At 71.5% G+C, this 20,526-nt stretch carries 16 protein-coding genes; 10 read left to right on the top strand and 6 right to left on the bottom strand.

From position 1 onward, the window contains the following. Positions 1–67 precede the first annotated feature (67 nt). Positions 68–1,549: a helix-turn-helix domain-containing protein gene (locus tag IE97_RS0118585; protein WP_030241230.1), complete on the bottom strand. Its 1,482-nt coding sequence runs from the start codon at positions 1,547–1,549 to the stop codon at positions 68–70. 133 nt (positions 1,550–1,682) lie between these two features. Here IE97_RS0118585 and IE97_RS0118580 point away from each other — a divergent pair, with 133 nt between their 5' ends. The 4 genes from IE97_RS0118580 to ppk2 all read left to right on the top strand — a co-directional run bounded on the left by IE97_RS0118580 (position 1,683) and on the right by ppk2 (position 6,941). Beyond that, positions 1,683–3,143, top strand: coding sequence for a sodium:solute symporter (locus tag IE97_RS0118580; protein ID WP_030241226.1), 1,461 nt, complete (start codon positions 1,683–1,685; stop codon positions 3,141–3,143). Between the two features lie 67 nt (positions 3,144–3,210). Then, complete coding sequence (speB, locus tag IE97_RS0118575) at positions 3,211–4,194, top strand: agmatinase (RefSeq protein ID WP_030241222.1); 984 nt, start codon at positions 3,211–3,213, stop codon at positions 4,192–4,194. Beyond that, entirely contained in the window at positions 4,191–5,876 is a 1,686-nt protein-coding gene (locus IE97_RS0118570) for a thiamine pyrophosphate-binding protein (protein WP_030241218.1), read from the top strand. The genes speB and IE97_RS0118570 overlap by 4 nt, the downstream gene beginning before the upstream one ends. 75 nt (positions 5,877–5,951) lie before the next feature. Continuing rightward, positions 5,952–6,941: a polyphosphate kinase 2 gene (ppk2, locus tag IE97_RS0118565; protein ID WP_051705031.1), complete on the top strand. Its 990-nt coding sequence runs from the start codon at positions 5,952–5,954 to the stop codon at positions 6,939–6,941. A gap of 57 nt (positions 6,942–6,998) precedes the next feature. On the opposite strand, the gene IE97_RS0118560 is transcribed toward ppk2, so the two are convergent. From IE97_RS0118560 to IE97_RS0118550, 3 genes are all read right to left on the bottom strand, one after another. Continuing rightward, complete coding sequence (locus IE97_RS0118560; RefSeq protein WP_030241211.1) at positions 6,999–7,457, bottom strand: ATP-binding protein; 459 nt, start codon at positions 7,455–7,457, stop codon at positions 6,999–7,001. A 128-nt stretch (positions 7,458–7,585) separates the two neighbouring features. Beyond that, the gene (locus tag IE97_RS0118555; RefSeq protein ID WP_030241207.1) at positions 7,586–8,194 is read right to left on the bottom strand and encodes a hypothetical protein; all 609 of its coding nucleotides are present in this window, start codon (positions 8,192–8,194) and stop codon (positions 7,586–7,588) included. 215 nt (positions 8,195–8,409) lie between these two features. Continuing rightward, a complete protein-coding gene (locus tag IE97_RS0118550) occupies positions 8,410–8,778 on the bottom strand; it encodes a hypothetical protein (RefSeq protein ID WP_030241203.1) in 369 nt (122 codons plus the stop codon). A 148-nt stretch (positions 8,779–8,926) separates the two neighbouring features. Between IE97_RS0118550 and IE97_RS0118545 the strand changes: the two genes are divergently transcribed. From IE97_RS0118545 to IE97_RS0118525, 5 genes are all read left to right on the top strand, one after another. Next, positions 8,927–9,775, top strand: coding sequence for a serine hydrolase (locus IE97_RS0118545; RefSeq protein WP_030241198.1), 849 nt, complete (start codon positions 8,927–8,929; stop codon positions 9,773–9,775). Positions 9,776–9,828: 53 nt separating this feature from the next. After that, positions 9,829–10,875 (top strand): esterase-like activity of phytase family protein, encoded by a 1,047-nt coding sequence (locus IE97_RS0118540; protein WP_078603294.1) that lies wholly within the window; start codon positions 9,829–9,831, stop codon positions 10,873–10,875. Positions 10,876–10,935: 60 nt separating this feature from the next. Next, positions 10,936–14,655 (top strand): ABC transporter ATP-binding protein, encoded by a 3,720-nt coding sequence (locus IE97_RS0118535; RefSeq protein ID WP_030241192.1) that lies wholly within the window; start codon positions 10,936–10,938, stop codon positions 14,653–14,655. A gap of 109 nt (positions 14,656–14,764) precedes the next feature. Next, complete coding sequence (locus IE97_RS0118530) at positions 14,765–15,157, top strand: hypothetical protein (protein WP_030241188.1); 393 nt, start codon at positions 14,765–14,767, stop codon at positions 15,155–15,157. Between the two features lie 103 nt (positions 15,158–15,260). After that, positions 15,261–16,691: a S28 family serine protease gene (locus IE97_RS0118525; protein ID WP_030241185.1), complete on the top strand. Its 1,431-nt coding sequence runs from the start codon at positions 15,261–15,263 to the stop codon at positions 16,689–16,691. Between the two features lie 24 nt (positions 16,692–16,715). On the opposite strand, the gene IE97_RS0118520 is transcribed toward IE97_RS0118525, so the two are convergent. Beyond that, complete coding sequence (locus IE97_RS0118520; RefSeq protein ID WP_030241182.1) at positions 16,716–17,375, bottom strand: hypothetical protein; 660 nt, start codon at positions 17,373–17,375, stop codon at positions 16,716–16,718. Between the two features lie 113 nt (positions 17,376–17,488). After that, complete coding sequence (locus IE97_RS0118515; protein WP_030241179.1) at positions 17,489–19,336, bottom strand: glycoside hydrolase family 3 protein; 1,848 nt, start codon at positions 19,334–19,336, stop codon at positions 17,489–17,491. 555 nt (positions 19,337–19,891) lie between these two features. On the opposite strand from IE97_RS0118515, the gene IE97_RS0118510 reads away from it, so the two are divergent. Beyond that, complete coding sequence (locus IE97_RS0118510; protein WP_030241175.1) at positions 19,892–20,521, top strand: GNAT family N-acetyltransferase; 630 nt, start codon at positions 19,892–19,894, stop codon at positions 20,519–20,521. Positions 20,522–20,526 lie beyond the last annotated feature (5 nt).

The raw sequence follows: 20,526 nt of genomic DNA, 5'->3' as shown, positions 1-20,526 counted from the left end.
GCGTATCGCACCCTGGGATGTGCGTCACGTACTCAGCAGGACGCGGGCCGTACGTGGGTCGCGGTACTCAGATCCGCCGCAGCGCGAACCAGAGTTCCATGCGGACGTCCGGGTCGTCCAGGTCCGTCTCCAGCAGGGCCGCGCACCGGGCGATGCGCTGCCGCACGGTGTTGCGGTGCACCGAAAGGGCGACGGCGGTGCGGTCCCAACTGCCGTGCAGGGACAGCCAGGTGCGCAGCGTCTCGGTGAGCGCGGGCTGGGCCGTGACGGGGGCGAGGAGCGTACGGGCGTGGGCCGTCGCCTCGTCGGGCGGGACCAGGTCGGCCAGGGCGGGGCGCGGGCCGTGGCGGAGCAGCGGGGTGCGGGTGGCGCGGGCCCGGGCCAGGGCGCGGGCCGCCTGGGTGTCGGCGACGGGCCAGTCCTCCGGGGCGACGGCGGCGCTGACGCCCAGGGTCCAGCCGGGCAGCGGGGCCGGTGCCCGGTCGGCCGGGACCAGGACCCGTACGACGTCGCCCGCCGGGTCGACCAGGGCGGAGCCGAGTGCGGCGCCCAGCGCGGAGGCAGCGACGGCGTCGGGGGCGCTGCCGGTGTCCGGCCGGGCGTGCACGACGATCCAGCGCTGCCCGCCGAGCAGCGGCGCCACCTCCCCGGGCGGGGCTCCGAGCAGCAGCCGCACCAGCGCCGAGGAACGGGCGGCACCGGTGCCGCTCTGCTGCTCACCGGTGAGGAGGGACAGCAGCACGGCCGCGACGGAGGCGACGGTGTGGTCCCCCGGCGCGCGTTCCGGGGCGGCGACCCCGAGCACGAAGCCGCGCCCGGCGCCGAGGGCGTAGGCGGCGAGGTGGGTGCCGGAGACGGTGTCGGTGGCGGAGGTGGGATGGGGCGGACCCCCGGGGCCCTCGTTCGCCGGCCGTACGACCTCCGCCAGCCGCACCAACGCCTCGCGTGCCTCGCCCCCCGGCTTCCGCCCCGCCCCCGCGATCTCCGTCCCCTCCGGCCCGTACAACACCGCCCAGCCGCCCAGTCGCTGGGCGAGCTGCCGGAGGACCGACGGGACCGGGTCGGGGCGGGAGGCGGCGGCGGTGAGGCTCTGCTGGGCCTCCGTGACCCGGCGCAGTTCGGCCAGGCGGGCCTGGGCCATCAGCTGCCAGACGGCGCGGGCGACGCCCGAGAAGGTGGTCTGCGGCGGTACCTCCAGCAGTGGCAGGCCGTGCGTCTCACAGGCCTCGACCAGCGCCCTCGGCACCGTGTCGTGCACCGGCGCCACCCCGAAGCCCAGGGCCGCACCGCCCGCCGCCACGATCCGGAACACATAGTCGTCGAAGTATGTCCCCGAGCCCGCCGCCTCCGGGATGTGCACGCCCGCCGTGAGCAGCAGCTCCCCGCCCAGCAGGTACGGATACGGGTCCGCCATCTCCGAGGTGTGCACCCAGTGCACGACGGTCGCGGGGTCGTCCGGGCCGGCGATCCGGCGCAGGGCCAGATCCTCACGGGCCAGGAGGGACGCGAGGGGAACGGGGGGCGTCGGGGGCACCGCCGGATCGGGCATGCTGTGCGTTCCCTCCATACAGGCGCCGCTCAAGTGGATGAAACGTACACTTCGCAGTCGCTTTCCGGCCACCTAGGGTCAGTGCTCGTCCACCTCGTCCCCCGCCGCCTCAGCGTGCGCGAAGGAGGTCCTCATGGCCGTCGACTATCTCGTGATCGTCGCCTACCTGGCCGGAATGCTGGCCATGGGCTGGTGGGGCATGCGCCGCGCCCGGTCCAAGAGCGAGTTCCTGGTGGCCGGCCGGCGCCTCGGCCCGGCCATGTACTCCGGCACCATGGCGGCGATCGTCCTCGGCGGCGCCTCCACCATCGGCGGGGTGGGGCTGGGCTACCAGTACGGCCTGTCCGGCGCCTGGATGGTCTTCACCATCGGCCTCGGCCTGCTCGCCCTGTCCGTCTTCTTCTCCGCCCGCATCGCCCGGCTGAAGGTGTACACCGTCTCCGAGATGCTCGACCTGCGCTACGGCGGCCGGGCGGGCGTGATCTCCGGTGTCGTCATGTGGGCGTACACCCTCATGCTCGCGGTGACCTCGACCATCGCCTACGCCACGATCTTCGACGTCCTGTTCGACATGAACCGCACACTCGCGATCGTCCTCGGCGGCTCGATCGTCGTCGCCTACTCGACGCTCGGCGGGATGTGGTCGATCACCCTCACGGACATGGTGCAGTTCGTCGTGAAGACCATCGGCGTGCTGCTCCTGCTGCTGCCGATCGCCGTCGTGAAGGCCGGCGGGTTCGGCGAGATGAAGGCCCAGCTGCCCACCGAGTACTTCGACCCGCTGGGCATCGGCGGCGAGACGATCTTCACCTACGTGCTGATCTACACCTTCGGCATGCTCATCGGGCAGGACATCTGGCAGCGCGTCTTCACCGCACGCAGCGACCGGACCGCCAAGTGGGGCGGGACCGTCGCCGGTACGTACTGCCTCGCCTACGCCCTCGCCGGTGCGGTCATCGGTACGGCGGCCAAGGTGCTGTACCCGAAGCTCGGCAGCGCGGACGACGCCTTCGCGACCATCGTGAAGGAGGAACTGCCCGTCGGAGTCCGGGGGTTGGTGCTGGCCGCCGCCCTGGCCGCCGTGATGTCGACGTCGTCCGGCGCGCTGATCGCCTGCGCCACCGTCGCCAACAACGACATCTGGTCCCGGCTGCGGGGGATCGTCACCTCCCCGGGGGAAGAGCACGACGAGGTGAAGGACAACCGCGCCTTCATCCTGCTCATGGGTCTCGCGGTCATCGGCACGGCCATCGCCATCGACAACGTCGTGGAGGCACTGACGGTCGCCTACAACCTCCTCGTCGGCGGACTGCTCGTGCCGATCCTCGGCGGGCTGGTGTGGAAGCGGGGCACGGTCCACGGCGCCCTCGCCTCCGTCGTGGTCGGCGGACTGGCGGTCACCGTCCTGATGGCGACACACGGCATCCTCGCCAACGAGCCCGTCTACTACGGACTGCTCGCCTCCCTCGCCGCCTATCTGGTGGTCTCCCTGGCCACCCCCGCCACCGATCCCGCCGTCCTCGCCGCCTGGCGCGAGCGGCTCGCCGGGCGGACTCCCGAACTCCCGTCCGAACCGGTCGCGGCTCCCCAGTAGAGTCATACACCAAGCAGTACATAGCAGTGCATACGCGATGAAGCGTAAGAGAGAAGGCATTTTCCAGATGAGCAGCAACGAGACTCCCCGCGGGCCCGTCGACTCCTCCCGCGTCCCGCGGTACGCCGGACCCGCGACCTTCGCCCGGCTGCCCCGGCTCGACGAGGTCGGCGGACGGGCCGATGTCGCCGTGGTCGGCGTGCCGTTCGACTCGGGCGTCTCGTACCGGCCGGGCGCCCGCTTCGGCGGCAACGCCATCCGTGAGGCGTCCCGGCTGCTGCGCCCGTACAACCCGGCGCAGGACGCCTCGCCCTTCGCCCTCGCCCAGGTCGCGGACGGCGGCGACATCGCCGTCAACCCGTTCAACATCAACGAGGCCGTCGAGACCGTGGAGGCCGCCGCCGACGACCTCCTCGGCTCCGGCGCCCGCCTGATGACCCTCGGCGGCGACCACACCATCGCGCTGCCGCTGCTGCGCTCGGTGGCGAAGAAGCACGGCCCGGTGGCCCTGCTGCACTTCGACGCCCACCTCGACACCTGGGACACCTACTTCGGCGCCGAGTACACGCACGGCACGCCGTTCCGCCGCGCGGTGGAGGAGGGCATCCTCGACACCTCCGCCCTGTCCCACGTCGGCACCCGCGGCCCGCTCTACGGCAAGCAGGACCTGACCGACGACGAGAAGATGGGCTTCGGCATCGTCACCTCGGCGGACGTCTACCGGCGCGGCGCCGACGAGGTCGCCGACCAGCTGCGCCAGCGCATCGGCGACCGGCCGCTCTACATCTCCATCGACATCGACTGCCTCGACCCGGCCCACGCCCCCGGCACCGGCACCCCCGAGGCCGGCGGCATGACCTCGCGCGAGCTGCTGGAGATCCTGCGCGGTCTGGCCTCCTGCAACCTGGTCTCCGCGGACGTCGTCGAGGTGGCCCCCGCGTACGATCACGCCGAGATCACGTCGGTCGCCGCGTCCCACACCGCGTACGAACTGACCACGATCATGTCCCGCCAGATCGCCGCGGCCCGGAAGGACTCGGAAGCCAAGTGACGCACGACCACGACCTGGTGCTCCGCCCCACGCCCGCCCAGACGGAGGCGGCCCTGAACCCCCCGCCCGGCCGCACCGGCGGAGACCTGGTCGTGGAGACGCTGGCCGGGCTGGGCGCGACGACCGTGTTCGGTCTGCCCGGCCAGCACGCGCTCGGCATGTTCGACGCGCTGCGCCGCTCGGACCTGAGGTACGTCGGCCTGCGCGTGGAGAACAACGCCGGGTTCGCGGCCGACGCCTACGGCCGGATCACCGGCGAGGCCGCGCCGCTGCTGCTGTCGACGGGGCCGGGGGCGCTGACCTCCCTCGCCGCTCTCCAGGAGGCGGCCGCGGCCTCCGCGCCGGTCCTCGCGATCAGCAGCCAGATCCCGACGGCCGGCCTCGGCGGCGGCCGGCACGGCTACCTCCACGAACTGCCCGACCAGGCAGCCTCGTTCCGGGGCGTGGTCAAGTCGGTCCACACCGTCCGCACCCAGTCCCAGATCCCGTCCGCCGTCGAGGCGGCCTGGAAGTCGGCGCTGACCGCCCCGCACGGCCCGGTGTGGGTGGAGATCCCGCAGGACGTGCTGCTCGCGCCGACGATGATCCCGGTGGTGACGGGCGGCGACGCCTTCCCCGAGGAGCTGCCGCCGCGCCCCGAACTGACCGCCGTCGCCGCCGACCTGCTGTCGAAGGCGGCCCGTCCGGCGATCATCGCGGGCGGGGGAGTGGTACGGGCGGACGCCTCGGGCAAGCTCAAGCAGCTGGCCGAGCTGCTCCGGGCGCCCGTCGTCACGACCCCCGGCGGCAAGGGCGCGTTCCCCTGGAAGCACCCGCTGTCGCTCCAGTCCTGGATCGAGGACCGGCACACCACCGACTTCCTGGAGGACGCGGACGTCCTGCTCGTCGTCGGCTCCGGGCTGGGCGAACTCTCCTCCAACTACCACACGTTCAAGCCCCGGGGCCGGGTCATCCAGATCGAGGCCGACCTCGGCAAGCTGGAGTCCAACCACCCGGCGCTGGGCATCCACGCGGACGCCCGCCTCGCGTTGCAGGCGCTGCTGGAGACGGTGTCGCCCCGCGAGGACGCGACCGTCGCGGACCGCGTCCGGGACCTGCTCGCGAAGGTCGACGACCGCATCGCGGGACAGGAACTCACCCTGGAACAGGACGTGCTGGCGTCCGTCCGCCGGGCGCTGCCCGCCGACTCCCCGTCCTTCTGGGACATGACGATCCTCGCCTACTGGGCCTGGTCGGCCTTCGACGCCAAGGGCCCCAACCACATGCACTCCGCCCAGGGCGCGGGCGGCCTCGGCTACGCCTTCCCGGCGGCCCTCGGCGCGGCGGCGGCCGACCCGACCCGGCCGGTCCTCGCGGTCTCCGGCGACGGCGGCGCCCTGTACTCGATCGCCGAGCTGGCGACGGCCCGCCAGTACGACCTCGACGTCACCTGGCTGATCGTCGACGACGGGGGCTACGGCATCCTGCGCGAGTACATGAATGACGCGTTCGGTGAGGCGACCGCGACGGAGCTGACCCGGCCGGACTACGTGGCGCTGGCGGAGTCCTTCGGAGTCCCCGGCGTCCGTACCACCCCCGAAAGCCTGGAGCGGGACCTCGCGAAGCACCTCGCGACGCCGGGTCCCTCGGTGGTCCTGCTCCCGGCCGTGCTGCGGATGTTCGCGCCGACGCATCTGGACTGAGCGCGGCCGGTCCGGCCACCTGCCGTTGTGTCCCGCTCCTCACATGGAAGGGGCAGGTCGGGGCACCCGTGCAGGGTGGGGACGAACGCCGAGAACGCCAGGACCGCCGGGAACGCCGAAGAAGCGGACACGCTGCTGGACGGGCTGACCGTGGACACCCGTCGGCGAGAGCGGCCGATCGTGCTGGACGCGGACGGGCGTCCCGTCCGGACCTGGCGGGAGAACCATCCGTACGACCACAAGGTCGGCCGCAAGGAGTACGAGCGGACCAAGCGCATCCTGCAGATCGAGCTGCTCAAGCTCCAGCGGTGGGTCAAGGACACCGGCGCACGGGTGGTCGTCGTGTGCGAGGGCCGTGACGCGGCGGGCAAGGGCGGCACGATCCAGCGGCTCACCGAGCGGCTCAACCCACGCGGCGCACGCGTGGTGGCCCTGGACAAGCCCACCGGACGCGAGGCGGGTCAGTGGTACTTCCAGCGGTACGTCGCGCATCTGCCGACGGCCGGGGAGATCGTCTTCTTCGACCGCTCCTGGTACAACCGGGCCGGCGTGGAACGCGTGATGGGATTCTGCTCCAAGGACGAGTACGAGCTGTTCCTCGACCAGTGCCCGACGTTCGAGCGGATGCTGGTCGACGACGGGGTCCTGCTGGTGAAGTTCTGGTTCTCCGTGTCCCGCTCGGAGCAGCGCACGCGCTTCGCGATCCGGCAGGTCGACCCCGTGCGCCAGTGGAAACTCTCGCCCACCGATCTGGCCTCGCTGGATCTCTGGGACGACTACACCGAGGCGAAGGTCGACATGTTCCGCGCCACGGACACCGCACACGCCCCCTGGACGGTCGTCAAGAGCAACGACAAGCGGCGTGCCCGGCTGGAGACCATGCGCAGTCTGCTCTCACGCATCGACTACGCCAGCAAGGACCCCGAGGCCGTCGGCACACCCGACCCCCTCATCGTCGGCGCCGCCGACACCCTTCTGGAGCCCGGCGAGGAGGACACCACACTGTCACCCACCCCGTTGTCCCCGGGCGCCGACGGCCCGGGCAAGCACCCCGGGGCCGAGTGACACGCGCGAGTCCCTGCCGCCTGTCCGACGGTGCCCGGGCCCCGGGCGGCCGGGAACTCAACTGACGCCGCCGTCATGCCCTTTGTTTCCGGTGTCGGCTTCGGCACCGGCGTCAGCATCGGCATCGGCGGGGCGGAAGCACGCCGTCACCGTCTTGCCGTTCCGCTGGCACCGCATGCCCCACTCGTCGGCGAGCCTCTGCACGATCGCCACTCCGCGGCCGGAGACAGCCCCCGGGTCCGGTTCGCGCTTGCGCGGCAGCGTCGGGTCCTCGTCGTGGACGCTCACATGAAGGCAGTCGCCGTCCCAGGTGAGAACCAGGTCCGCGTCGCTGTGGGCGTGGATGTGCGCATTGGTGATCAGCTCGGACACGGTCAGCACGATGGCGTCCACCGTGTCCGGCTCCGCAGCGGCCCAGGGCAGGGACTCGAGTCGCTTGCGGGTCCAGTGCCGCCCGGCGCGTACTCCTTCGGACATCGGGAACGAGTGCGCCCACCCCATCGCCTTCACCGCCACTGCCCCGACCTCCGCTCGTCGTCCACACGTGTGCACTGACCGTGTACCCGGCACGCGCCTCAACAGGCTGAGGACATTGCCTAAGGCCGTGAGACCGTGTGGCCGTGTGGCCGTCCGGGCCCTGTCGTCTAGAGGCCGTCGCGGACCATCGCGGCGACGATGTGGACGTGGCGGTCGGCCGCCGTGTTCGACCACTCGTTGTCGTAGTTCAGGCCGTAGGGCCAGAAGTGGCCGCCGCCGGTGGAGATCTTCGCCCCGGAGCCGTCGTACTGCCTGACGAGCGCGGTGGCCTGCCCGCCGGTCCAGGTGCCGCTGCCGCCGATGCGGGACCAGCCCGAGCTGGTGCCCACGCCGATGGTGTGGGAGATCTCGTGCAGGGCCGTGCGTTCGTTCATATAGCTGCGGTTGCTGCCGAAGCGGATCGTGCCGTTGATATTGCCGTCGGCGGTGGGGACGCCCGGCTCGTAGCGGACGGTGATGGTCTTGCCCAGGTCGCTGAGGTTGTTGTAGCGGGCCACGGCCGTGTTCATGGCCCGGGTGATGGCGTCGTAGGCGGTGCGCTGGTCCTCGGTGGGATTGCTCGCGCGGACGAGGGACCAGGTGATGGTGGCCGCCGCGGCCCGGTCGCGGGCCGGGGCGGGCGCGGCGGTCGTCTGCGCAGTGGCGGCCTGGGCGACGCCGGGGCCGATCAGGAGCGCGGCCGTCAGGGTGGCTATGACTGCCTTGCGTGGGCGCATGGAGGATCCTCCTGTGGGGGGGTGCGACGCTTCGTACGTCGTTCGGGATTTCGTACATGCGAAGCCTCTGACGGCATCAGATCGGGAGCGACGAAGTCTGCGTGCTACAGCGGGAGTTGGTGCGCTGTCGACCGCAAGTATCCCGACGGGAAAGAGGGCGTCAAGAGTTCCGGCAGGCGGCTGACACCGGCCCGGCCCGGGCGGTACGGCCCCGTTCAACCCAGCAGGGAGGAGAACTTCCGCTTGTAGGCGACCAGTTGGTCGCTGTAGCCGTCGCTGAAGTCCTCTGATTCCTTGGGAGCGAAGCGGTTGCTGGGGACACCGCCGGGCGGGATGAAGCCGGGTATCGCCTGGAACACCTCGGCAGCCGCCTGCGCCCGCCTGGCATCCTTCATCGCGTCCTCAAGGTGCTCGCCGGCCTGCTGAAGGTGCTTGCGCAGTTCCACTCGCGGCGAGCCTGACGCCTTGTCCAGACGGGCGGTCTGGGCCAACTCGTTGCTGCCCGTGGAGATGACCCGCAATACGCTCAGCGTCGCGTACAGCTGGCCGCAGAGGTACGCCTTGCTGCGTCCGTTTCCTGCCACAGTCCCCCCACCCCTTCGGTGAACCCCGCCTCTTCCTACCCAGGGCCATGCCGGCGGAACACTCGTACAACTGTTGCCCGGCCGTATGAGTCAGCAGAGGTGACGTGCACGGGCGCGTCGTACCGCTGACAGGGATGGGGGGACCTGCATGACTCACGGGATGCCCAGGCGCGCGAGAGTACTCGCGGCGGCCGTGGGTACGGGCGTGCTCGTGCCGCTCGCCGCCGCCACGCCCGCCGCCGCCGCTCCACCGGCCGTGACCTGTACGTCCGCGAAGGCCGGCCTCGCCGCCACGCTGCAGAGGGACATCACCGCCGCGCTCGCGGGCCGCGAGGGCACCGTCGCCCTCGGCCTGTACGACCGCGGCACCAACACCACCTGCAGCCTGCGCGCGAGTTCCGTCTACGACTCGGCCAGCGTCGTGAAGGTCACCGTCCTCGCGGCCCTGCTCTGGGACGCGAAGAAGACGAACCGGTATCTCACCGACCGTGAGAGCACCCTCGCCAAGGCCATGATCACCAAGTCGGACAACGCCGCCACGTCCGCCCTGTGGAAGCAGCTCGGCATGACGAAGATCAAGGGCTTCCTCACCGCGGCCGGCATGACCCAGACCAAGCCCGGCGCGAACGGCTACTGGGGCCTGACCCAGATCACCGTCACGGACGAGCAGAAGCTGCTGAAGCTCCTCACGGCCAGGAACGCGGTCCTCAGCGACAACGCCCGGGCCTACATCCTCAAGCTGATGGGCCAGGTCGTGGCGTCCCAGCGCTGGGGCACGCCCTACGGAGTGCCAGCGGGCGTCACCGTGGCCGTCAAGAACGGCTGGCTGCAGCGCGCCACGAACGGCTGGCGCGTGCACAGCGTCGGCGCGTTCAAGGGCGGCGGCCACGACTACGTGATGACCGTCCTCACCCACGGCAACAGCACGATGAACTACGGCATCGCCACCATCCAGGCCGTGGCCAAGGTCATCCACCGGGACCTGGCGGCCAGCTGACCCTTCACCGCGCGGCCTACCCGGCGTCACCGGCCCGCCCTACGGTGACGCCCATGCCCCTGAGAACCCACCTCGCCCTCCTCACGGCGGCCCTGGCGGCGGCCACCTGCCTGACCGCCGCCGGCCCCGCCCAGGCGCGGACCTCACACGCCTGCTCCCCGTCCGTCTCCATCGACCGTTTCTCCGACGCGCTCGACAAGACGACGTACGGCACCACCTTCGTCGGCAACTTCTCCGCGCTGGCCGTGAACGGCGACCGCTCCCTGGCCGCCCTCTCCGACCGCTCGGCCCTCTTCCGCCTGGACGCGCGGACCCTGAGGCCCCGCTCGGTCACACCGCTCACCGACGAGACCGGAACCGCACTCGACTCCGAGGGCCTGGTGGTGGACCGGGACGGCACGTATCTCGTGACCTCCGAGACCGAGCCGTCCGTACGCCGCTACTCCCGCACCGGCAAGCTCCTCGACCGACTCCCGGTCCCGGACGACCTGCGCGTGCCCCCGGCGGGCCGTGCCCGTCCCAACGGCACCTTCGAGGGCCTGACCCTCTTCCCCGACGGCCGCACCCTCATGGCCTCCATGGAGTACCCCCTCTCCGGTGACCCCGCCGACACCGTCCGCCTCCAGACCTGGAAGCGCGACGGGGCCCACTTCCGCCTCGCCGCCCAGTACACCTACCGCACGGACCCCGGCCTCGGCGTCCCCGAGATCCAGGCCACCCCCGACGGCCGCCTCCTGGTCCTGGAACGCGGCTTCACGGCGGGCGTCGGCAACACGGTCCGCCTCTACCTGGCCGACCCCCGCCATGGGACGCGGAAGACCCTGCTCACCGACCTCGTGACCTGCCCGCCCCTGGGAGCGACGGCCAAGCAGCCCCAGCCGAACCCCCTCCTGGACAACATCGAGGCCATGACGATCACGGGCCGCACGAAGAACACCCTGAAGGTCCTGCTGGCCAGCGACGACAACGAGAACCCGGCACAGACGACCCGCTTGTATCACCTGCGAGTACGCGCAGACACCCAGGGGCGCGGGGAACTGCGCGACCAGCCCCCACGCACCCGCACCCGTGAACAAAGCGAAACTGTTACGGCGGGATGAAATCCGCGGCCGAAGACGTTGGTGCCTTCCGGTAGATCAGGACGACTGGAAGGCACCGGCGTGACACCGAAACGGGGATGGGCACGACAACTGTGGGGCTACGCGTGGCGCCACCCGAAGGATGTCGTCCTCGCCCTCGGCTCCTCGCTCGCCGGCATGGCCGTCATGGCCGTCGTCCCCTTGATCACCAAGGTGATCATCGACGACGTCATCAGCGACCACACCCGGTCCATGACCACCTGGGCGGGCCTCCTCGTCGCCGCCGCCCTGGTCGTCTACGTCCTCACCTACGTCCGCCGCTACTACGGCGGCCGCCTCGCCCTCGACGTCCAGCACGACCTGCGGACGGCGATGTACGGCACGATCACCCGGCTCGACGGCCGCCGCCAGGACGAGCTGTCCACCGGCCAGGTCATCGGCCGGGCCACCAGCGACCTCCAGCTGATCCAGGGCCTGCTCTTCATGCTCCCGATGACCATCGGGAACTTCCTCCTGTTCGCGATCTCCCTGGTGATCATGGCGTCGCTGTCGTGGCCGCTGACCCTCGTCGCCCTGGCCGTGGCCCCCGCCCTCTGGTGGATCGCCAAGCGCAGCCGGACCCGTCTGCACCCCTCCACCTGGTACGCCCAGGCCCAGGCCGCCGCCGTCGCCGGGGTGGTCGACGGTGCCGTCAGCGGTGTACGCGTGGTGAAGGGCTTCGGGCAGGAGGAGCAGGAGACCGGAAAACTCAAGGACGTCAGCCGCCGGCTCTTCGCCGGCCGGCTGCGCACCATCCGCCTGAACTCGGTCTACACCCCGGCCCTCCAGGCCGTCCCGGCGCTCGGCCAGGTCGCGATGCTGGCGCTCGGCGGCTATCTGGCGGTGCGCGGGCACGTCACGCTCGGCACGTTCGTCGCCTTCTCCACCTACCTCGCCCAGCTGGTCGGCCCGGTCCGCATGCTCGCCATGGTGCTCACGGTCGGCCAGCAGGCCCGCGCCGGTACCGAGCGCGTCCTGGAGCTGATCGACACCGAGCCCTCGCTCAAGGACGGTTCCAAGGAGCTGCCCGCCGACGCCCCCGCGACCGTCGAGTTCGACGACGTCTCCTTCGGCTACGACACCGACCACCCGGTCCTCGACGGGCTGTCCTTCGAGATCCGCCCGGGCGAGACCCTCGCCGTCGTCGGCTCCTCCGGCTCCGGCAAGTCCACCGTCTCCCTCCTCCTGCCGCGCTTCTACGACGTCACCCGCGGGGCCGTCCTGGTCGGTGGGCACGACGTGCGCGAGCTGTCCCTGGAGTCGCTGCGGGCGGCGATCGGGCTGGTCCCGGAGGACTCGTTCCTCTTCTCCGACACGGTCCGCAACAACATCGCCTACGGCCGTCCGGACGCCACCCAGGAAGAGATCGAGAAGGCCGCCCGCGCCGCCCAGGCGGACCGTTTCATCCGGGAACTCCCCGACGGCTACGACACCACCGTCGGTGAGCACGGCCTCACCCTCTCCGGCGGCCAGCGCCAGCGCGTCGCCCTCGCCCGGGCGATCCTCACCGACCCGCGCCTGCTGGTCCTCGACGACGCCACCTCCGCCGTGGACGCCCGGGTCGAGCACGAGATCCACGGGGCCCTGAAGAGTGTCATGCGGGGCCGCACCACCCTGCTCATCGCGCACCGCCGCTCCACCCTGAACCTCGCCGACCGCATCGCCGTCCTGGACGGCGGCCGCCTCGCCGCCATCGGCACCCACGACGAGCTCCAGGAGCGCTCCGCCCTCTACCGCCGCCTGCTCACCGACCCCGACGAGCTGGGCGCCGTCTCCCCGGGCCACACCCAGCCGGCCTGCCCCCAGGAGGACACCTCCGTCCGGGAGGAGCTGGACGCCGAGTTCGACGCCGAGCGCGGGGTCACGCCACGGCTGTGGTCCGGTGACCGCGAGCGCGAGGACACCGCCCTCGCCGAGAGCCCCGCCACCCCCGAGCTCCTCGCCCAGGTCGAGGCGCTGCCCCCGGCCACCGACGTGCCCGACGTGGACGAGTCCCGGGCGGTCCAGCCGGAGGAGTCGTACGGCCTGCGGCGGCTGCTGCGCGGCTTCGGGCTGCCGCTGCTGGTCAGTCTCCTCCTGGTCGCCGTCGACGCGGGCATGGGCCTGCTGCTGCCCGTGCTGATCCGGCACGGCATCGACTCCGGCGTCACGCAGGTCGCGCTCGGCGCCGTCTGGGCGGCCGCCCTGCTCGGACTGCTCACGGTGGCCGTGCAGTGGGCGGCCCAGATCGGTGAGACCCGCATGACGGGACGCACCGGGGAGCGGGTCCTGTACTCGCTCCGGCTGAAGATCTTCGCCCAGCTCCAGCGCCTCGGGCTCGACTACTACGAGCGGGAGCTGACCGGCCGGATCATGACCCGGATGACGACCGACGTCGACGCGCTGTCGACGTTCCTCCAGACCGGCCTGGTCACGGCCTTCGTCTCGGTCGTCACCTTCTTCGGCATCATGGTCGCCCTGGTGGTGATCGACGTACAGCTCGCGCTGGTCGTCTTCGCTACGCTGCCGCCGCTGATCGTCGCCACGTTCTTCTTCCGCCGGGCGAGCGTGAAGGCGTACGAGCTGGCCCGCGAGCGCGTGTCGGTGGTCAACGCCGACCTCCAGGAGTCGGTGTCGGGCCTGCGGATCGTGCAGGCCTTCCGGCGCGAGAAGGACGGCGGGCGGCGGTTCGCCGAGCGCAGCGACAGCTACCGCCGGGCGCGCATCCGGGGCCAGTGGCTGATCTCCGTGTACTTCCCCTTCGTGCAGTTCCTGTCGTCCCTGGCGGCGGCGGCCGTGCTGATCGTGGGCGGCGCCCGGGTCGACGACGGCACGCTCGCGATCGGCTCCCTGGTGGCCTACCTGCTCTACATCGACCTGTTCTTCGCGCCCGTGCAGCAGCTCTCCCAGGTCTTCGACGGATACCAGCAGGCATCGGTCTCGCTGGGCCGCATCCAGGAGCTCCTCCAGGAGCCGACCTCGACGAAGTCCGCCGACGAGCCCCTCGAAGTGCCGTCCCTGCGAGGCGAGATCGCCTTCGAGGACGTCCACTTCGCCTACGGCGACGACGAAGAGGCCCTGGGCGGGGTCGACCTGCGCATCCCGGCCGGGCAGACCGTCGCCTTCGTCGGCGAGACCGGCGCCGGGAAGTCCACCCTCGTGAAGCTGGTGGCCCGCTTCTACGACCCGACCAGCGGCCGGGTCACCGTCGACGGCACCGATCTGCGCTCCCTGGACCTCACGTCGTACCGGCACCGTCTGGGCGTCGTCCCGCAGGAGGCGTACCTCTTCAAGGGCACCGTCCGTGACGCCATCGCCTACGGGCGGCCCGACGCCACCGACGCCGAGGTCGAGGCGGCGGCCCGGGCGGTCGGCGCGCACGAGATGATCGCCACCCTGGAGGGCGGCTACCTCCACGAGGTGGCCGAGCGGGGCCGCAACCTTTCCGCCGGGCAACGGCAGCTGATCGCCCTGGCCCGTGCCGAACTGGTCGACCCGGACGTCCTGCTACTCGACGAGGCCACGGCCGCGCTGGACCTGGCCACGGAGGCCCAGGTCAATCAGGCCACCGACCGCCTCGCGGGCCGCCGCACGACCCTGGTCGTCGCCCACCGGCTCACCACCGCAGCTCGCGCGGACCGGGTCGTCGTCATGGATTACGGCCGGGTCGCCGAGGACGGCACGCACGAGGAACTGCTCGCGCGCGGCGGGCGGTACGCGGAGCTGTGGCGGACGTTCATCGGCGCCGCGGAGCCGGAGGAGCCGGTCGGCGCGGCCCGCTGAGAGCCACGAACAGCGTTTCCGTTACGCTCGTGCAACCGTCCGACATACGTCATGCGTCCGTACAGCAGTACGCCGATGGACGCGGAAGACGCGGTACGGGAGGACGACAGTGGACAGTGGACCGATACGCCGGCGCCTCGCCCTCGGCCTGGCCGTGCTGACCGCCTCCGGGCTGCTCGCGCTCGCCGCGCCGGGGGAGGCGCAGGCCGCGGCTTCCGCGTACTGCCCCGGACGCAAGGTCCGCGTCCTGTCGTTCTCCACCGGGACCGTGCTCGTCTACAAGCGCGGTGGCTACGTCTGCGCCGTGACCCTCGCCAAGAAGCCCGGCGCGAAGCGCCAGATGTCGGTGAGCGTGCAGGCGCGGGGCAACCGCCCGGTCGTGGACCAGGGCAGCTACGCGCACCACGCGGGGCCGGTGACCGTGCACGCGGGGCGCCGCTGCGTCTGGCTCAAGGGCGGGGCCGGGGCGGGGAAGGTCAACACCCGTTGGATCCTCTGCTGACACGAACACCCTCGCGCGCACAGGGTTTTCCCTATGTCCCCTGGTGCTCCGGTGAGTTGGTCCGCTAGCTTCCGGCGCACATCTGTCTCACAGGGGAGTGCGCATGCGCAAGGCGCTCAGATGGCTGCTGGCGCTCACGGTGCTCATAGGCACGTTGAGCACGGCCGGGGCGGCCACCGCCGCCGAGCCGGAGTCCGGCACCGCTGACATCAAGGAGAGGCTGCTCTCCATACCGGGCATGAGCCTGGTCGAGGAGAAGCCGTACACCGGCTACCGCTTCTTCGTCCTGAACTACACCCAGCCGGTCGACCACCGCAGGCCCTCCAAGGGCACGTTCCAGCAGCGCATCACGGTGCTGCACAAGGACGTCTCACGCCCGACGGTCTTCTTCACCAGCGGCTACAACGTCTCCACGACGCCCCGCCGCAGTGAGCCGACCCAGATCGTGGACGGCAACCAGGTCTCCCTGGAGTACCGCTTCTTCACCCCGTCCCGGCCCGAGCCGGCCGACTGGTCCAAGCTGGACATCTGGCAGGCCGCCAGCGACCAGCACCGCGTCTTCAAGGCGCTGAAGGGGATCTACGACAAGAAGTGGATCTCCACGGGCGGCTCGAAGGGCGGCATGACCGCCACCTACTACGAGCGCTTCTACCCGCGCGACATGGACGGCGTCGTCGCCTACGTCGCCCCCAACGACGTGGTCAACAGGGAGGATTCGGCCTACGACCGCTTCTTCGCCACCGTCGGTACCAAGGAGTGCCGCGACCGGCTGAACGCGGTGCAGCGCGAGGCGCTGGTGCGCCGCGAGCAACTGGAGAAGAAGTACTCGGCCTTCGCCGAGGAGAACGGCCTCACCTTCACCACCATCGGCAGCCTGGACAAGGCCTACGAGGCGACCGTCCTCGACTACGTGTGGGGCTTCTGGCAGTACAACCTGCTGTCCGGATGCGACCAGATCCCGGCCGACGCGAAGAACGCCACCGACGACGAGATCTGGGACTCCGTCGACACGATCGCCGGCTTCTCCGCCTACGCCGACCAGGGCCTCACGACCTACACGCCGTACTACTACCAGGCCGGCACCCAGCTCGGCGCGCCGACGATCCACTTCCCGCACATCGAGAAGAAGTACATCCGCTACGGCTACCAGCCGCCCCGGAACTTCGTCCCGCGGGACATCCCCATGAGGTTCCAGCCTCAGGCGATGCGCGACGTGGACACCTGGGTCCGGCACAACGCCCGCCACATGCTCTTCGTCAACGGCGAGAACGACCCGTGGAGCGCGGAGCCGTTCCGTGTCGGCAAGGGCGCCAAGGACTCCTACGTCTTCACCGCCCCCGGCATGAACCACGGCGCCAACGTCGCGGGCCTCGTCCCCGAGCAGAAGGCACTCGCCACCGCCCGCATCCTCGACTGGGCCGGCGTCGCCTCCGGCACGGTGCAGGCCGACCCGCGGTCGGCGAAGCCGCTGGCGAAGTTCGACGCCAAGCTCGACAAGCGGGACGTACAGCGTGAGATGACGCTGCGTCCGTAACACCCCGCCGCGCCCGGCCGCCGCTCACAGCGGCCGGGCGCACCCCACGGGCCGGTCGCCGCCGAGCCTGACGTACAGGGCGGTCGAGGCGGGGCAGTCGGCGCGCTCGGTGACGGCCCGGGTCACCTCGTACTCCGGTTCCCGCTCACCCGTGCCGTCGCAGGCGGTCTCACGGACCTGCCCGGCTCCGGAGCCGTAGACGCAGTCGCCGACGATGGTGCGGGGACCGCCCCCGGCGCCCGGGTCCCCTGGGTGGGGCGGCTGGAGGTTGCGCATACAGGCGTAGCCCCGCGGCACCACCCCGTCGCCGTCCTCGTCGGACGCGGGCCGCTGCTCGCTGATGTGCAGGACGAAGTCGGTGCGGGCCGGGCAGCGCGGTCCGCCACGCACCGTGCCGTTGTGGCGGGCCACGACCCGGGCCGCGGCCCGCTCACCGGTGCAGGGCACCTCGGTGAAGCTCGTCGTACCGAACGAACTGCACTCGTCGACCGCGAGGAACACCGCCCCGTACCCGGCCGGCCGGGTCGCCACCGGCGAGACGGCGGCAGTCGTCGTCCCCGACGCCGGTTCGCGCGGCCGGCCGTCCCCCGCGAGTCCTCCGGACGGGCTCTGGCACCCGGTCACCAGGGCGCCGAGCAGCACCAGCAGCCCGCAGACCGCCCCCACGGAACCTGTCCCACGCATCGCCGACCCCCCGAGTGTGCTCGCCCAGCGTGGCCCGCGGTGGCGGGCGCACGCCAGGAACATGGGGTGGTTTGCGCACGTTGGGGGTGGTGCGCCCGGTCCGTGGCGTACGTCTAGTACGACAGCCCGTGCCCGATCGGGTACAGCACCTGCTCCGGATCATCCGCCCGCCGCACCGCCACCGGCAGTTTCCCGCGCGGCTTCACCCGTCCCGCGATCACCCGTGCGGCGGCCCGCAGTTCGACATCGGTCCAGGAGTACGCGGCCAGGCAGGCCGGGGCGGACGGCAGCTGGGCCACGTCGTACGGATTGCGGACCGCCACGGCCACGACCGGCCGCCCGGTCGCCACCAGCTGCTCGACCAGCGTCTTCTGGCTGCTGCCCGCCGTGACGTTGTACGTGAGGGCGACCACCGCGTCCGCGTCCCGTGCCGCCGCGACGGCCCGGGCGATGGTCGTCGCGGAGGGGGCGGTACCGGTCGGCACGGCGGTGGCGGTGAAGCCGAGCCCGGTCAGCGCGGAGGCGAGCACACCGGTCGGAGGGCCGGTCGTCCCCGACGGTGAGGCCGGATCCGCTCCGACCACCAGCAGCCTGGGATGCCGGCGCCGCGACAGCGGCAGCAGCCGCCCCTCGTTGACGAGCAGGGTGGTGGTCCGCTCGGCGATCCGGTCGGCCGCCCTCAGGTGTGCCCGGACGCCGACGGTCCGGTCGACCCCGCCCCGGCTCACGTACGGGGCGCGGAACAGGCCCAGCCTCGTCTTCAGCCGCAGGATCCGCAGGACCGATTCATCGAGTCGTGCCTCGGTGAGCTCGCCGTTCCGTACGGCCGTCAGGACCGCGTTCCAGGCGAGGTCCAGGTCGGGCGGGTTGAGCAACTGGTCGACGCCCGCCTTCAGCGCGAGCACCGGTACCCGGTCGTCGCCGTATTTGGTGCGCACCCCCTCCATACCGAGGGAGTCGGTGACCACCACCCCGTCGTAGCCGAGCCGTTCGCGCAGGATGCCGGTGAGGATGGGGCGGGAGAGGGTGGCCGGGTCACCGGAGTCGTCGAGGGCCGGGACCATCAGGTGCGCGGTCATGATCGAGTGGATGCCCGCGGCGATCGCCGCCCGGAACGGCGGGGCGTCCAGCCGCTCCCACTGCTCCCGGCTGTGCCTGATGGTGGGGAAGCCGGTGTGGCTGTCGACGTCGGTGTCCCCGTGCCCGGGGAAGTGCTTGGCGGTCGCGGCGACCCCGGAGCCCTGGTACCCGGCGACCTCGGCGGCCACCAGTGCGGCCACGGCACGCGGGTCGGCACCGAAGGACCGTACGCCGATGACCGGGTTGGCCGGGTTGACGTTCACGTCGGCCACGGGGGAGTAGTCCTGCCGGATGCCCATCGCCCGCAGCTCGGCACCCGCGATCCGGCCGAGGGTGCGGGCGTCGGACCGCGACCCGCCCGCGCCGACGGCCATGGCGCCCGGGAAGAGCGTCGCGGGCTCGCCCACCCGGGCGACGATGCCGTGCTCCTGGTCGGTGGAGATGAGCACGGGCAGCCCGCGGGGCAGGTCCAGGGAGGCTTTCTGGATGCCGTTGGACAGCGCGGCGATCTGGTGCGGCTCCCGGGTGTTGTGCGCCCAGGCGAAGTAGATGATGCCGCCGACCCGGTACTTCGCGACCAGTTCGGCGGCCGTACGGACCCCGATCTCCTTGAGGTTGGCGTCGATGTCGGCCTGGTCGGGGGCGGTGGCGGAGTGGCCGTAGACCCGCATCACGAAGAGCTGGCCGACCTTCTCCTGCAGCGTCATGCGGGCGATGAGACGGCGCAGTTCCCTGTCGTCCGGGTCCGCGGCGGCGGCGCGGGCGGGCCCGGCGGCCGCGAGGGCGGTGGTGACACCGGCCGTGGCGGCGAGGACGGTACGTCTGGAGGGCTGTGCGGTGCTTCCCGTGCTTCCCGTGTTTCCCGTGCCGGTGTCGTGCACGTGCGCTCCTTCCGGAGGTGATCCGCTCGGATCCGCTGAAGGAAACTTCCAGATGGTCACCAATAACCGGGAAGTTTCTGCCAGTCAAGGGAACGCACACTAACCGCACAGGGGCCGCCACCGGCGCGGTTGGAGGGGGACGCGCCGATGGCGGCGGTGCCGCCGGCCGCGGTACGGCGGAGAGGGTGGTCAGCGATCGCAGCCAGCAGCGAGGGCCGACACCGCACCGTGGTGACTCTCCGGCGACTTGCGCATTGGACGACGGGAGTCCGCTCCGGGTTCCCGACGCCGGCCGGATTTCCGGAAGTCGGTACGCGGGATGAACCAGGGGCCGACGGGGCGGACGGGACCACACGGCCGGGACCCCGCATCGTGATGTCCCTCTCCGTCACCGGCCTGTGGGTACCGGGTAATTGCGCTCGACCGCCCGAGCCGCGTACGGAAGACTTGTCCGGGCTCTTACGAGGCGTTCGAGGCGCTGAGGGGCGGGTTCCCGGCGACCGGACTCCTCCAGCCGTTCCGACTGTTCCGACGTGATGCGAGAGGCGCCGCAGCGTGAGTTTCGCACTGGAAGGCCCGGTCCTGGAGGGTGCCCTGGTCCGTCTGGAGCCCTTGGGTCGTCGGCACGCCGCCGAGTTGGCCGAGGCGGCGACGGAGGACCGGGAGACCTACGCCTTCACCTGGGTACCGGGTGCCGACGAGGTGGATGCCTACATCGATGCGCAGCTCGCCCGCGCGGCGACGGGGCGGCTCGCGCCCTATGCGCAGATTTCGACGGCCACGGGACGAGCGGTCGGCGCCACGGCGTACTGGGAGCCGCGCTGCTGGCTCTCGGACGACCGACTCGACGCGGTCGAGGTCGGCTTCACCTGGCTCGCCCGGTCCGCCCAGGGCACGGGCGTGAACGCCGAGGCCAAATTCCTCCTCTTCCGGCATGCCTTCGAGGAGTGGGGCGTCTCGCGCGTGGACCTGAAGACCGATGCCCGCAACAGCCGTTCCCGCGCGGCCATCGAGAGCGTGGGAGCCCGGTTCGAGGGCGTGCTGCGGAACTGGTCCCGGTCATGGGCTCCCGGTGAGGAAGGGCGGTTGCGCGACTCCGCGATCTTCTCCGTGACGGCACCGGAATGGCCACGGTGCCGGAAGCGGCTGGAGGAACGGGTGAACGGGTTCCTCGCACGGCGGTAGGGCAC

Source organism: Streptomyces sp. NRRL S-455 (assembly GCF_000717875.1).
Taxonomy (GTDB): Bacteria; Actinomycetota; Actinomycetes; order Streptomycetales; family Streptomycetaceae; genus Streptomyces.
The sequence above is the reverse complement of the archived record's forward strand: the minus strand, read 5'-3'. Positions and strand labels throughout refer to the sequence as shown.